At 54.6% G+C, this 15,120-nt stretch carries 8 protein-coding genes; 1 reads left to right on the top strand and 7 read right to left on the bottom strand.

Features of this window, described 5'->3' with window-relative positions; genetic code table 11:
• Positions 1-66: 66 nt before the first annotated feature.
• The 3 genes from FYC48_RS17445 to FYC48_RS17435 all read right to left on the bottom strand — a co-directional run bounded on the left by FYC48_RS17445 (position 67) and on the right by FYC48_RS17435 (position 4,774).
• The gene (locus tag FYC48_RS17445; protein ID WP_160149593.1) at positions 67-2,082 is read right to left on the bottom strand and encodes a cytochrome c3 family protein; all 2,016 of its coding nucleotides are present in this window, start codon (positions 2,080-2,082) and stop codon (positions 67-69) included.
• Positions 2,083-2,518: 436 nt separating this feature from the next.
• Positions 2,519-3,733, bottom strand: coding sequence for a division plane positioning ATPase MipZ (locus tag FYC48_RS17440; protein ID WP_149498005.1), 1,215 nt, complete (start codon positions 3,731-3,733; stop codon positions 2,519-2,521).
• Positions 3,734-3,763: 30 nt separating this feature from the next.
• Positions 3,764-4,774: a RodZ family helix-turn-helix domain-containing protein gene (locus FYC48_RS17435; protein WP_149498004.1), complete on the bottom strand. Its 1,011-nt coding sequence runs from the start codon at positions 4,772-4,774 to the stop codon at positions 3,764-3,766.
• Positions 4,775-5,258: 484 nt separating this feature from the next.
• Between FYC48_RS17435 and metH the strand changes: the two genes are divergently transcribed.
• Positions 5,259-8,966 carry a methionine synthase gene (gene metH, locus FYC48_RS17430; protein WP_149498003.1) on the top strand — a complete coding sequence of 1,236 codons (3,708 nt, stop codon included), beginning with the start codon at positions 5,259-5,261 and terminating at the stop codon, positions 8,964-8,966.
• Positions 8,967-9,253: 287 nt separating this feature from the next.
• On the opposite strand, the gene FYC48_RS17425 is transcribed toward metH, so the two are convergent.
• The 4 genes from FYC48_RS17425 to FYC48_RS17410 form a co-directional block, all read right to left on the bottom strand.
• Positions 9,254-9,862 (bottom strand): PEP-CTERM sorting domain-containing protein, encoded by a 609-nt coding sequence (locus tag FYC48_RS17425; RefSeq protein ID WP_149498002.1) that lies wholly within the window; start codon positions 9,860-9,862, stop codon positions 9,254-9,256.
• Between the two features lie 765 nt (positions 9,863-10,627).
• Positions 10,628-12,076 (bottom strand): UdgX family uracil-DNA binding protein, encoded by a 1,449-nt coding sequence (locus tag FYC48_RS17420; protein ID WP_160149592.1) that lies wholly within the window; start codon positions 12,074-12,076, stop codon positions 10,628-10,630.
• A 10-nt stretch (positions 12,077-12,086) separates the two neighbouring features.
• Complete coding sequence (locus FYC48_RS17415) at positions 12,087-13,391, bottom strand: putative DNA modification/repair radical SAM protein (protein WP_235034302.1); 1,305 nt, start codon at positions 13,389-13,391, stop codon at positions 12,087-12,089.
• Positions 13,392-13,479: 88 nt separating this feature from the next.
• Positions 13,480-14,904, bottom strand: a complete 1,425-nt coding sequence (locus FYC48_RS17410; RefSeq protein WP_160149591.1) for a VWA domain-containing protein — start codon at positions 14,902-14,904, stop codon at positions 13,480-13,482.
• Between the last annotated feature and the right edge of the window lie 216 nt (positions 14,905-15,120).

The following is a 15,120-nucleotide window of genomic DNA, read 5'->3' as shown; positions in this document are numbered from 1 at the left end:
TCCAATTACATTCCATCGAACGGCGACGTGCCATGCGATCACGCGTCACGTGCCTTCAATTTTTTCTCACGGCTTCCGATCGAGTAATCGAAATAGTGCATCGTATTGCTGGGCCATAGAGACATCGAGATGCATGTAAATTTTGGCGAGTGACCCATAGGGTTTCGCGTAAGCCGGGTCCATCCGAATCGCACGTTGCAACGCAGCCTCGGCGTCGGCGATTCGTTTTTGCTGGGCGTAGCAAAGTGCGAGGTTGAACCAGTCGCGTGGATCGCGGCGAATGCGAACCAGTTCTTCGTACAACGCGACCGCTTCACCGAAGGCTTCGTCGGTCATTCGTTTGTCGGCCAGTAGTTCCAACAGTTCCTGGCGTTGCAAGGTTGGCGATTGGATTTCCCGGAGGGCTTTGACGGCGAAGTGGTGGGCTCGATTGAACTCGCGTTTGATTTCGTCGGGCGAAGCGTCTTCGCTTCGTTGTAATGCCTGGCCTCGACGGAAGGCGGCTTTGGCGATGATGGCATGATGGGGCGGCAAGTCGGACAGCGATTCGGTTAACTGGTGGGTGTCAATCGAAAGGATGGGCTGGTCGTTGCCCTCGAACACTTTGAGGATCGCTAGTTTTGCTTTCGCGAGTTGGTCGCGTCGCCGCTGTTCGTCATCGCCTAGGTCATTGGCGGCATCGACACGTCGAAGTACCCGAATGTTGGTTTCCGAGTCGGCAGTCAAGCCGGTGGAAGTATCAGACGAATCGTCGTCGTGATAAACCGCGATCCGGTGATTCGTCGTCGAAGTGTGTGGGACATCGCTTGGTCGATGTGGCATGTGGCAGTCGGCGCAATCGTTCGCGTTACGTTCGACTCGGCGATCATGTGGAACCTCGCAGTCGATGTCTCCGTGACAATCTAAACAGAGCTTGCGGAAGTGCGATACTTTGTCTTCGGGAATGGCGCCGCCGTGAGGGTCGTGGCAGGTGATGCAGGTTAGCGTGGTCGATTGAATGTAGCAGTCACTTTTCCACATTTGATCGAAATGGTTGGAGAACGTTTTGTCGTTCGCCAAGTCACCAACGCCTTTGTAGTCCGTACGCAATCGACCGAGGTCGTCACCGGGACGGAAGTCCCAGTGACCGATATGGTAGGACTGCACATCCTTGTCGCCGGGGTTCGAACCATCGGCGACGCTGGTGGCGAAGACGGTGACATCGCCATCAAGATGGCATTGAGCACAAACCGCTTCGGAGAGTACTCGGTCGCTATCACGTGGATTGAATATGGCGGACTGAGACGTCTCGATCGGTGTCGCCGTTTGGCTCACCGATTGGTAGAGGTTTGCATGTTGTTGCCCGGCTCCATGGCAACGCTCACAGCCGATCGCATGTTCATGGACGGCGAAGCGATTGGGATTCTCGTTTTCGGTTGACACAATTCCCGCATGGCAGAACATGCAGCCTTCGGTCACAACACGACGAAAACCGACTTGATTGGGAGAGTCGTATCCGGGCGCGATTTCAAATTCTTTGGCACCGGCGTACCAGGTGATAGGACTTTGCAGCAAGTAGTCGCCGTCACGCACTAGGTAGGCTTTGGCGAACGCGCCGCTGCCCATTACAAATTCGACCGGATAGTGTCCGGTCACAATTCGGTCATTCGTCAGAGGTGAGGCACCAAAATAACGCTCTTCATGGTGAAACGTTTGCTCACCGTTCTTAACAATCCGATAGCTGCGTTGGCTTTTCGGGTGGTCGAATGCTTTCCCGGAAACGCTGTCATCTGCTGAAGCCGGACGAAGTGATCGACTGTGGTGAGTTTTGAGATAGCTCTCGTATTGTGGTTGGTGGCAGCGGGCGCAGGTCGCGGTTCCAACGAAACCTTCGGGAAATCCTTTCAAGGAAGACGCCGTCGGATCAGTACTCCGATGGACGCTGCTCGGATCGACTTGGTCCGGTTCGAAGTCGCTCGGTTCGGCAGCGGGGCCATCGTGACCGATCGTCGGTGAAGACTCGGACTCTTTCGCAACCGATTGAGCGTTTTCCTGCGGAGATTGCGAACGGCAACCAATGGACGCCAAGGTAGATACGGCCAACAGACTTGTGACGAAGGCGAATGCCGCCCGGGGCAACTTGATCCTAGAAGACTGTCGCGGCACGATGCCAACCGAAGATTAGATTGTGACTGAGTTTTAGTGCCGATCTAACCGGCAAAGGATGCAACCAGTCTACGCCAGCGACCGAAAAAATGCGCGGCCGCGGCGTCTATTCTTCTGGAGTTAGGGCAAAGCGAATTGGTGTGGCTGGGGGAGCCAATCGACGATGGATTCGAGTGTGCTCCATTAGCCGGCATGCATTCACCCAAGAGATCTCGGGACAAACGTGACCGTAGCCTTTCGGCTGGTGCGCAGCCGAAAATCAACGGAACACTCGCGTTTATGATAGATCAGACGCGACGATGGCGCCGTCCCTTCTTGGGTTTCCAATCATCATTGGCCAGTCAAACGCCGGTTGACCGGGCAAAGCGTCGCCTTAGGCGAAATTATCGACCACACCGATTCCCTGTACGCCCTGGCGACGAAGGGTGGCCGCGGCAAGGGCGACATTCGATTTCCCTGTCAGACGGGCATCACGCACAATGAGACAGGAATCCACGGACGACGCCAGTCGAGCTGTTGCCCAGGAATTGACCGCCGGACCATCGAATAGGATTAGGTCGAAGCAACCATGGAGGTGATCGATCAGACGATCGAGGTCCATGGACGTTGCCGGTACAGAGCTTTCGTCGGAATACAGCAACGGTAGCAACGTCACGCCATCTTCCAAGGATGCGATCGCAATTGATTCGAGAGGTTGGCCCTGACGAATCGCGGTGACCCAGTCGGAATCGATGTCCAAACGCAACTGTTCGGCTTGGCCGGGTGCGTCGAAATCAACATCGATAATCGCAACGGATAGTCCGGTCGCGGCTGCCGCGATCGCGGTCCCCAGGGTGGTGGTCGAGCGCCCTTCGCCATCGCACAAACTGGTGACCAAAATGCTGCGTAGTCCGGAGCGAACCGATTGGCCGAGATGATCGGCGATCGAACGAAAGAATTTCTCTTCGAAGAACGTATCCGCGACATGCCGAGGGATCGAGAACGCGTCGACTTCCCAGGCCGCACCACTCCATCGCAGCGCAGGTGATTCAGGCTCCGTGACCGCAGACGCCGTGTGGTCGATTGTTTCGGCGACCGGCTGTTCTTCGGCGACCCAATCTTCGTCAGCAGCTACGACCGTTTCATCGTTTGATGAAGCGGGCGATGATTGGCGCGTGTGATGACGAGTGTCCGTTTGAGGCGCTTCATCATCCGGCGGTTGCGACTCGGTAAAACCTTGCTCGAATACAGCGTTCTGGAAGCTCGGGTCAAGCAGGGGGGCCGTGATCACATGTGATTCGGTCGCCAGCCACTGTTCCGCGATCGACTGGTTCGCCCACGATTCTGTTTCGTGTTCCGATGGGACGGCCGACGGTTCCGCTGCGACCGGTCCTTCGTCCGATGTCGCAGGTTGATCGATGCGCAAGACCTTGTCGTCTTTGCCTTCGATCCATGTTTGCGTTTCTAGGTTCGATGCGTCATCGTCACCGACCAGCGGCTCCGACGACTGCGGTTGACGTTGGACCGGCGCTGGGGTGTTGTGCGGATCGGGACGTCGGCCGGCTCGTTGGCGCGCATAGGCGCCGATAAATGATTGTTTGATACTCATACTGATTCAAAAGACTCCGTCGTCGCAGAACTAGCGCAATTCAGACGCTTCCCAGGCCTTCAAGATTTCAAGAAAGTTACCGATCGGATAAGGCGTGTCGGTATAACGCAGGCCATCTTCTAGCTTTAAGCGATCCGCCATCCCTTGCGGAAGATCGTGTTCGTCATGCTCTGCGGCGCTTTCGTCGCGTTGCGTGTTTTCGCGGTAAGAGACTACGGAATCGATCGAACGGTCGAGTCCAAATTGAGGCTCGGTGATGGATTCAGGATTCAGTGACTCCATCGCCGAAGTCTGATCGTCGGTCAGAGGCGAAGACAAAGGAGCGGTGATTGGAGCCGACAAGGAATCGCGTGATGGCTGCGTGATCGGGAGAGGGGGGGCACCCACGATTTCATTCGATGCATTCGTTGGCGGGGGGACCGACTGCGCCGCGTCTGCGATCCGAGCCAACAGATCGTCGGTGGACTGCGATGACAGGGGATCGACATCGGAGGGTTGGATTGTTGGGTCGGTCGGCGAAACGCCCGCCGTGGCGATTTGGGATGATTCAGCATCCGAGACGTCGGCGGCCACTTGTTCCACTGCGTCCGGGGTCTCGAGGATTTCGTCGGCGATCATGACAACAGAATCGTCCTCGCTGATCGTCAATTCAGCGATCGTCGCGTCGTTGTCGTTTTGGGGCGTGTGCGATCGTTTTCCGAACATGTACGAAAGGGTTAGTAAGGCAAACATCAACACGCCTATGCCGGCGCGGGTGTGCCATGCCGATCGTCCCGAGTCGGCCCACTTGGGTGGATCATCGGGGTGATAAGCGGCGATTCGTTCTGGGGGCTGATCTGGTGATTCGAATGTATCGCTGCGAGCTACGTGATCCGCGTTTTCCCCGTTCGCTAAACTCGGGTCGATGATATCCAGCGAGGGAGTTGTCCCCTCTGGGGTATGTGGCGTCGGCGAGGAAAGCTTGCTGAAATTGCCCGACGGCGGGTCGAGGTGGCTTGCCGGTGGCCCGGAATGGGGGCGATGGAGGTCATAGAGGTGCATTTGCGCCTCTTGTCGTCGATGGATTCCTTCCGAAGTGCAGTCAGGAAGCTCGAAAAGGGTGGGGATTTCCCCGCTGGGTTGCTCTGGTGCGGGGGAAGGCTCGATTGGAGGCGCCGGCACGCTGTCTGAGCTAGGATTCGAGGTCGGTTTGCCGCGACGCCAGTTTCGGCGTGCGCTCTTCCCGTTCTCAGTTGTGTCTCGTTCGTAATCCATCCGTGAATTTCCGCAGCGAGTGGCCCGCTTTTGTCCGTCAATGATTTCAATTTGATCCCAGAAAGACCCTGTCGATCTTTAGGCTATTGCGGAATAGCGAAACTGGCCCGACGAAAGCAAGGCTGATGTTCCGACACAAAAATTCTCTTTCGCGATCGCGGTTCACGGCGGTGCCGGAACTCGGCGATCCTTTTACGGTTCGACTTGTGAATTTGCCTTAACCACAAGACAATGCCGGTTACTGAATACCCCATGTTCGTGCAGATTAACGATGCTTCAACCTGATTCGACCAGCCATCTTCTTCAGCAACTTGTCCGCGAGCGAATTCTATTGCTCGACGGTGCGATGGGCACCATGATCCAACGCTTGAAACTGGATGAAGCGGGCGTGCGTGGTGACCGATTTGCGGACCACGATGCTAGCATCGACTTGAAGAATTTCAGCGATGTGCTCTGTCTGACGCACCCTGAAAAGATCACCGATATTCACCGAGCCTATTTCGAAGCCGGTTCGGATATCGTCGAGACGAATTCTTTTGGCGCGTCTCCGGTCGGCGCGATCGAATTCAATATGTCCGACGAGTTGATTGCGGAAATCAACCATGCGGCGGTTCGATGCGCAAAGAAAGCTGCCGAGGAGTTCACCGAGAAAACGCCGGACAAGCCTCGTTTTGTTGCCGGTTCGATCGGTCCAACGGCGATGCAATTGGCGATCAGCACCGACGTCGACGATGCGGCCCATCGGAAAACGACGTTCGAAAAGATGCGCGACAGTTATCGATTTCAAGTCAAGGCATTGGTTGATGCCGGTGTCGACATGTTGTTGCCAGAGACGGCGATCGACACCCTGAACTTGAAAGCGTGTTTGTTCGCGATTCAAGATTTTTTCAATGCCGGCGGACGACGTGTCCCGGTGATGGTCAGTGGCACGTTCGACAAAGGCGGTCGGACGTTTGTCAGCGGCCAGTCCGTCGAGGCATTTTTCACGGCACTGGAACACTTTCCGATGCTTTCGATCGGAATGAATTGCGCGCTCGGGCCTGACGTGATGCGTCCGCACCTGGAAGAACTATCCAACGTCGCGGATATCCCGGTCAGTTGTCACCCGAACGCGGGCTTGCCAAACGACATGGGCCAGTTCGACCTGGGCCCCAAGGCGATGGCCGACATCGTTGGCGAATATGCCGATAACGGCTGGGTCAATATCCTGGGCGGTTGCTGTGGGACGACCCCGGATCACATTCGAGCGATGGCGGAACGGGTCAATGGATTGAAACCCAAGCAGGAAAGCTCCGGACCGGTTTACACGAGGCTATCCGGTCAGCTCCCGATGGTGATGCGTCCGGAAGTTCCCTTCACAATGGTCGGCGAACGGACCAACGTAACGGGAAGTCGAAAGTTTGCCCGTTTGATTCGCGATGAAGATTATGACACCGCCGTCGAAGTCGCTCGCGAACAGGTCGAAAATGGTGCGACGATTATCGACATCAACTTCGACGATGCGTTGCTAGACGGAATCGATGCGATGACGCGTTTTTTGCGTTTGATCGCTGGCGATTCGGTTGCCGCATCGGTCCCGGTGATGATCGACAGCAGTAAATGGGAAGTCATCGAAGCGGGATTGCAAAACGTTCAGGGGAAAGCGATCGTTAACTCAATCTCACTGAAAGATGGCGAAGAGAAATTTCTAGAACGCGCCCGCCTAGTTCGTCAGTACGGTGCCGCCGCGGTGGTGATGGCGTTCGACGAACACGGGCAAGCGGCGACCGAAGACGACAAGGTTCGAATTTGCAAGCGTGCTTATGAACTACTCGTCAACGAAGCCGGATTCCCTCCGGAAGACATTATCTTTGATCCGAATATCTTGACGGTGGCGACCGGGATCGACGAGCACAACAACTATGCCGTCGACTTTATCAACGCCATCCGCCGTATCAAGAAAGAATGCCCCGGCGTTAAGACCAGCGGTGGCGTCAGCAATATCAGCTTTTCGTTCCGCGGCAACGATCGTGTGCGTGAAGCGATGCACAGCGCGTTTCTGTACCATGCGATCGACGCCGGTTTGGACATGGGCATCGTCAATGCGGGCCAATTGGATGTTTACGAAGAGATACCCAAGGACTTGCTGGAGCATGTCGAAGATGTCTTGTTGAACCGCCGTGATGACGCAACCGACCGCATGTTAGAGTTCGCCGAAACGGTCAAAGGCAGTGGAAAGAAGCGGTCTGGGGAAGATCTATCGTGGCGAGAAGCTACGGTCGCCGAGCGGATGAAGCATGCTTTGATCAAGGGGATCGATCGCTTTATCGAAGAAGACGCCGAAGAAGCACGGCAAAGCTTCGATCGCTGTTTGCAAGTCATCGAAGGACCATTGATGTCCGGCATGCAAGTCGTCGGAGATCTATTCGGCGAAGGGAAGATGTTTTTGCCCCAAGTCGTCAAGTCGGCACGGGTGATGAAGAAGGCGGTCGCTTATCTCGAACCGTTCATGGAAGAAGAAAAACTACAAGCCGGACTCGATCAAGCGTCCTCTCGAGGAAAGTTTTTAATCGCCACCGTCAAAGGTGATGTTCACGACATCGGAAAAAATATCGTTGGGGTTGTGTTGCAGTGCAATAACTTTGAAGTCATCGATCTGGGCGTCATGGTGAGCTTCGAAACAATCCTTGACGAAGCGATCAAACACGACGTTGATATGATCGGTTTGTCAGGGTTGATCACACCAAGTCTGGACGAAATGGTCACGGTCGCACGCGAGATGAAGCGGCGTGAAATGCGAATGCCTTTGCTCATCGGTGGTGCGACCACTAGCGCAAAGCATACCGCGGTGAAAATCGCACCTGCCTATCAAGGCCCCGTCATTCACGTCGCCGACGCAAGTCGCAGTGTCGGAGTTGTGGAAAGCCTGTTGAGTGATGATCTTAGAAACGACTTCATCACGAACAACACTAATATCCAGTCCGAGCTAGTCGCCAGTTTCCGTGAGCGTAACCAAAAACTTGTCCCCTATCAGGAAGCGCTCGAAAAACGATTCCAAACGGATTGGGACACGGTGCGGATTGATCAACCATCATTCACCGGCGTTCGTGTGCTCGAGAACTATTCGCTCGCCGAGATCCGTGAATACATCGACTGGTCACCGTTCTTCATGACTTGGGAACTGAAAGGCAAGTATCCGAAGATCTTCGACGATCCCCGTGTCGGTGAGGAAGCCAGAAAGGTATTCGACGATGCTCAGCGATTGCTTGACCAAATCATCGCCGATGAATCGTTGCAGGCTCGTGCGGCGTACGGTTTCTGGCCAGCCGCCAGCGATGGAGATGACGTCATCCTTTACACCGACGAGACGCGATCGACGGAACTAAAGCGATTGCATTTTCTGCGGCAACAATGGGAACGCCGTGGTCAAAAAGACTTCCGTTCCCTTGCCGATTACATCGCCCCGCTCGACAGTGGTCGGCAGGACCATATCGGCGGCTTTGTCGTGACCGCAGGGATTGGCGCCGAGACACTCGCACTGAAGTACAAACAAGCCGGCGATGATTACAACGCCATCATGGTCCAAGCGATCGCGGACCGATTGGCCGAAGCATTTGCCGAGTTGCTACACCGAAAAGCTCGCCAAGATTGGGCGTACGGGAACGAGGAGACGCTCACTAACGACGAATTGATCAGTGAGAAGTATCGCGGTATTCGACCTGCCGCGGGCTATCCTGCCTGCCCAGATCACACCGAAAAGCGGACGCTGTTTGATTTGCTCGATGCCGAGAAAAATACCACGGTTGAACTGACTAGTTCATTTGCGATGACGCCGGGCGCGTCGGTCAGCGGATTGTACTTTGCCCACCCCGAAGCACGATATTTCACCGTCGACCGAATGACGAAGGAACAAATCGAGGACTATGCGAAGCGAAAAGGCCAGCCGTTGATCGAGGTCGAACGCTGGCTGTCGCCCAACTTGGGCTATGACCCAGAATAACGGCCGCACCGTTGATTCGCGGCCACCAAGTAGGTCGCCGCGTTATCTCGGTCGCACCGCTCGTAAGAAAGTAGATCCCTGTTGATGACAGGATATCCCCTATGCGTCATTGCAGTGAATCGCAAAGATTCGACCCACTGTGATTTGACGCACAGTGATTTGACGCACAGAAACTTGTGCCCATCCGATTGAACAGTGGACGTTCGCGTCGATTGATCAAACGGAATCGTGGCTGTCGAAGTCGCGTCCCAATCTCCCGCTCATCGGCACAGCGACCGCCGAAGCGTTTAGCCTCGTCGGCGCCTTCTTAGGACAGTCAGTCCCGCAAGGCTGCCAATGATTGCAAGCGAAGAAGGTTCGGGGGTTTGAGCGGCCGACGGGGGCGCCGAGGACGGAGCTTGTACGTCAAGTGTCAATTCCGCCGATAGCGGCACGAACGAGATTCCACCGAATCCCGGTCCGACACCGATCGCTAGGCCCTGGGCGACAAAAACACTTTGCCCAACGCTAGTCGCAGTCGTCGAAAATGAAAATGTTGATGAGTTGTTTGACGGCACCGACACCATCAAAGTCGAAAAGTCTTCGGGACCAAAATTCCCGAGCGGGTTGATGCCCGACAACTGAGCAAGGGGCCGTCCCATAGGAGGAGTGAAGTCGAAATCAGTTGCGGCCGAAAAATTCTCTGGCAGATCCATTCCCACTCCCCAGACAACCCGCCAGCCTGGATCAATATCGTTCAATGTCACATTGATCGTGATCGATTCTCCAACTTCGACTTGGTTGCTTGGGTTTCCCTCTGCAGAGAGGCTGAGATACATCAGGCCTGCATGAGACGTCGTCGATCCGACGAAAAGAAACGCAATTGCGAAAACGGATGCGAAGAAAGGAAGTCTCATATAGTTACGAACGGATTGTGGATTGGGTTGGGGGGATTGATTCGGTCAGAAGCAAAACGCGTGCCGCCAGTAAACGAACCGCACAATAATTCGAATTCACGACTTTACTTTCACTAAGTCAAATTGACCTTCGATTTTATGAGAGTGATGCAGTCGTTGTGATGATTATGCGGCCTTGGATATCACAGGGATCAACACTTGGGCTGGGAACAGCACTAACCGTTTGAAGGTCCTGACTACGCAGCAGGGTGGTGGGCTACCTTCTAGTAGGCGCAGTCTTTTCGTGACACCACACTTGGCCCACTGATGGGGGCACCTCGGTCTCTACGGCATCGGTCGCAACCCTTTATCGATCTTTCAAGCGACATGCTGCTATAAGGTTCGTTTGGTCTTATCCGTTACCGGTCTCGGAAACAAACGCAGCAGCAGAGTAGAGGCTCTAATCGGGTTAGACTCATCGCGATTGGAAAGATTCCATCAGAAGATGACACAGACGATCTTTATTCCGCGAACTTAAACGAATTGGTGTCATCAATTTGGTGGTGTCGTCAAATGGCGACACTCTTAACCGTTCACACCAAAGACCGTGGAGCGTAAGCGTTTCGTCAACATCTGGATCTGGGACCAACCGAATCGAGTTGCCACGTTTTTTGTGCAATGTACGCAGCCAAAACCGCCGACTGATAAGTGGTCTACGTAACATCAGCCGTTCATAGGAAACGTTGAACCGCAAGGAACACGGAGGGTACGAAAGGCAACAATTAATTATGCAGGCGGTGCCTTGATATGGGATGCAAATGCTTTGAGGTCACGATGAAAAAGGTCTCGAATCTGAGACGCCGTCTCGTTTTGAGCCGATGTTTGCTCCGCTCTCAAAATCGCTGATGGATGGTAGGTCGCGAATGTTTGATCGGCAAACCGAGTCGAGATGAATGCGCCTCGCTGTTGTGTAAGTCGGAAGTTGGGGCCGTGAATCGCACTTGCCGCGGTCGCACCGAGGCAAAGGATCTGCGCCGGCTTGATGCGTTTCAACTCTGCCTCCAACCATGGTCGGCATGCAGCGACTTCCCTTGCGGAGGGTTTTTTGTGGAGTCGTCGTTTCGATGAACGCGTAAATTTGAAGTGCTTCACCGCGTTGGTCATGTAAACGCTTTCCGGGTCAATTCCTACGCTCATCAATTCCTCACGCAGTAGCTGTCCGGCGGGGCCGACAAACGGCTTCCCTGTGACGTCTTCTTGATCACCTGGCTGTTCTCCGATCACGACAACGGATGCCGTCGCCGGGCCATGTCCGAAAACCGTTTGTGTCGCCGATTGGCAGAGCGAGCAACCTTGACATTTGCTTGCGGCCAGACGGAGGCCTTCGATCGATGCATGCTCTGGAACAAACGATTGCGCACTCGAGATTGTGTTCGTGGTTTGGATCATTTGATCCACCCTGCGGGGTGCTTCACGAAGCATTGAGCCGATCATTTCTGTTTCTGGAAGCGTCGGCCAGTGCTTCTTAGGCATTTCGGCACGCATCGCATCGAGTTTGATTCGCGCTGGGTTAAAGATATTGGCGTAGTAGGTTTTCCAGAGTGGTTCAAGTTCATCCTCGTTCGGCGCTTCGCTGCGAGGCATTCCTGCGCCGAAGATCAGTTTGTCACCATCGAAATGACAGGATTCATCAGGTGTCATGATCGTCCATCGCATCACGTCAAATCGACGGCGAAAGAACGGCGCCGTGTGACGTAAGATGAAGTGATCGGGGCGGTGCCATGCGATGTAGTGTTCGCCTAAATCGTCAACGGAGCGTCGAAAGCGAACGAACGCCTTCATCTTATGACTATCGCGGCGGATGGCTTTTTCAAACCGGGTCAAGCGAACCACATCTGGATCGCTAGCGATCATCAAGAGGTGTTTTTCGCTATGGGTCAGACGCCAAAGCAATCGATAGAGCAAACTCCAGCATTCGGCGGATCGATGACATGCGACCGTGGGCGCGATTTCAAGAAACGACGAGGGTACATTGATCGTATCGAGAGGCGGCGTCTGCGGAGGAAAATCAGGTTCGCCCGAAGCAAATAGGTCTTGTTGGCTTTGGTTTGCGCCCGAGCGTCGATCGACCCAGCGAATGTTTTCGGGCGCGACACCGGCCTGTAAATACCTTCGTGCCGCGTCTCGCCAGGATCGAAACGAATGGACCGGTGCGTGGTAGTTCGAAGTGCTCATCGCGATGCAATCAGACTTGGCCGTTCGAAGCCGAATCGGCGGCATCGAAAAGCATCAACTGACGTTGCTTTGGGCGTGTTTTTTCGATCAGATCTGCACGATCGATCATCAGCGGACCGGGGTGTCGATCGGCGGTGATAATAAACGGACGAGCGCGTCGGTAAACAATGCCCAGTCGCGAGAGGTCCTCGTCACGGATGGCATGATGTTTTCGGGTCCGCAAGATTCGTTTCACTCCGCGTTCGCCGATTCCGGGGACACGAAGTAGCATCTCTCGCGCGGCGAGGTTGATATCGATCGGGAACTGCTCGCGGTGTGCCAAGGCCCAAGCATGCTTTGGGTCAAGTTCCAGCGACAAGTTTGCTTGTTCGTCTGAAGTCAATTCACCGGCGTCAAAACCGTAGAATCGGATTAGCCAATCTGCTTGGTAGAGACGATGTTCGCGGACCAACGGTGGGGCCTGCCCCGGTAGTCGTGAATCGGCATGCGGGATCGGGCTGAACGCGCTGTAATACACTCGCCGTAAACGATGAGTTTGATATAGCGTGCTACTGGTCGCGAGGATGTCACGATCGGTTGTCGGCGTCGCACCGACGATCATCTGTGTACTTTGTCCTGCGGGGGCAAAGCGGGGCGGCCGGAGTCCGTTCTTTTTGTCGGCGTCGACTTCGTCGCGACGTACTTTGATTTGCCCCATCGTGTCTTCAATTTCATCACGTTTCTTTTCGGGTGCGAGTTGCTGTAGATCACCAAGTGTCGGCAACTCGATATTGACGCTCAAACGGTCGGCGTACAGTCCGGCTTCCTCGATCAGTTCTTCATCGGCACCTGGGATTGTTTTCAGATGGATGTATCCACGAAAGTTTTCTCGATCGCGGAGTGTCTTCGCGACCTGAACAAGTTGGTCCATCGTGTAGTTGGAAGAGCGAATGATCCCGCTACTGAGAAACAGCCCTTCGATGTAGTTGCGGCGATAGAAATCCATTGTCAGTCGCACCACTTCCTCGACCGACATCCGTGCCCGCGGCGTGTCGCTACTGACACGGTTGACGCAGTATTGGCAGTCGTAGATGCAAACGTTCGTTAGCAATACTTTCAACAATGACACGCAGCGACCATCGGGCGTGTAGCTGTGGCAGATTCCCATGCCTTCGGTGCTACCAAGTCCGCCTCGGCTTTCACGTTTTGATCCGCTGCTTGCGCACGACGCATCGTACTTTGCGGCGTCGGCTAGGATGGCAAGTTTGGATTCGAGGTCAGTCGCTGGCAAGAAATTTCCCGAGCTAACGGTTGTGGCAATGGAGACACGGCGCATTTCGTCTCGCGTTAATGGCTAGTAAAAACCGGTAGCGAAGCGCGACGGTAACACTCGTTTGGCTCGATTTCTAGAAAAGTACGTCGCTTTAGTCGACGACTCGGCATTCGCCTTGACTGGGCTCGGTTAGGCGGCGAAGGAATGTTTCCATTACCGGTTCGACAGCGATTGCGACGGTGTTGATGGTGATGTTGTGAACTTGGTTGCGCCTTAACACATCCAGCAAGATTGCAGATGGATTCACCAATTGCCCTGTCGTAGGCTGGCCATCGGTCAGCAAGAATACTGCCTCGACTTGAGGATTAAATTCCAAAGATTGTCGAAGGGCAGCGTAAGTGTTGGTTCGGTTTCCACACGCCAGATTTGAAACGTACTGAATGGCCTCGCGTTTTGTTTGTTCTTCGGCCTTGACGAGATCGTTTCGCCAAGCACGAACAGAGCTATCGAACACGATGATGCCAAATTCGCATTCGGGGTCCAAGCCTTGGATTGCCGCAATAAGTTCCCGTTTGGCTCGCTGCATTCGACTTTGTCCATAGATCATCGTGTCCATGCTGCCACTGCGATCGAGAACGAATAGCAATCGTTTTGCATAGATTTCGATGCCGTAGTAATGTGACGGATGAAGTCGCTTTTCACGCAAGTATGACACGGCAGACTGCCCCGACGAAAGGCTCATCTTTTCCGGTAACGGGAGATCGCCTGCCATTTCTGGCGTTGACGTAGGGCCCGATTCCTTAGCCGGTTTTCCGCTGAGAATCCGCGCAGCTTCGGCTAAGGCATTTCCGCCGGAGGGGGCTAGCGAGGAAGCGTCTTTGGAATTGAAACCCAAAGAATCCCGCCAGGCTTGAAAGCGTTTTTGCTCCCCAAGAAATGCGTCTACCGAGACCTCCTGGAATTCTTGTTCGAGCAAATAGGCGAGTTGACCGTCGACGTGAAGGGCAATGTTCGCGAGCGATTCCCAGGCATCGGGATGATTCATTTCTGTCAATGCGCGAGCGACGGTGAAACGAAAACCATAGTTCTCGTCAAAAAAATCCGAATCGACGAGCGAGTTGATCGAATCGATGGCCGAGTGATGCCGGTTGTGCCCAAGTGTTTGTGCGCTTGCGAGCACCCAGGTGATCCGTTGCATCGACAGCAGATCGCAAAGTGTGTCGGTCGATTCCGGACGGTCGAGGCCGCCGGCGAACTGAATCATTTGCAAGATTCCGTCAGGAAGTTCCGGAACCCCGGGTTTAGGCGGCCGAGTGAATCGGGCATCGTCTTTTAATTGTTCCAGTCCTTTGAGAACCGTCGGAAGTGCCTCGATTCGGCTTTGGTAGTCTGTTCCGATCGACATCATCGCCGCAAGCCGCGCGCGATCGTGCCGCCCCAACAGGCGCTGCAGTAAACGTTGATTGATCGGTTGGTCATCGGCACCGATGCGATTTGCCGGGAAGATGAATGTCCAACACAAGACGGGCAGGAACACCAGACAGGAGAAACGCCGTCTCTGATCCGGTCGCTTCAAGATCCATCGTCGTCGACTCGACCGTCGATCATCGTTCAGCGGGACTCTGTTGCACCGGCAAATGCCGTGTGCCCGACCGAGCTGGATCGCTGAGTCATCTAAAGATCGATCATGTTCCCCCATGTTGTCCACCCGTTCGTTGCGATTTAACGCCGATCCGGCGATTAATGCAAACTTGTTTGTGAGCCGACTCTGCTTTTCACAGGACCGATGCAA

This window comes from Roseiconus lacunae (assembly GCF_008312935.1).
In the GTDB taxonomy this organism is placed as follows: domain Bacteria; phylum Planctomycetota; class Planctomycetia; order Pirellulales; family Pirellulaceae; genus Stieleria; species Stieleria lacunae.
Note: the sequence above shows the minus strand (reverse complement) of the source record. Positions and strands in the feature narration are given on the sequence as shown.

Bases quoted from the DNA above. Each gene is read 5' to 3' on its own strand.
- FYC48_RS17440 (WP_149498005.1), bottom strand. From the start codon at position 3,733: ATGAGTATCAAACAATCATTTATCGGCGCCTATGCGCGCCAACGAGCC.
- FYC48_RS17435 (WP_149498004.1), bottom strand. From the start codon at position 4,774: ATGCACCTCTATGACCTCCATCGCCCCCATTCCGGGCCACCGGCAAGC.
- metH (WP_149498003.1), top strand. From the start codon at position 5,259: ATGCTTCAACCTGATTCGACCAGCCATCTTCTTCAGCAACTTGTCCGC.
- FYC48_RS17425 (WP_149498002.1), bottom strand. From the start codon at position 9,862: ATGAGACTTCCTTTCTTCGCATCCGTTTTCGCAATTGCGTTTCTTTTC.
- FYC48_RS17420 (WP_160149592.1), bottom strand. From the start codon at position 12,076: ATGAGCACTTCGAACTACCACGCACCGGTCCATTCGTTTCGATCCTGG.
- FYC48_RS17415 (WP_235034302.1), bottom strand. From the start codon at position 13,391: ATGCGCCGTGTCTCCATTGCCACAACCGTTAGCTCGGGAAATTTCTTG.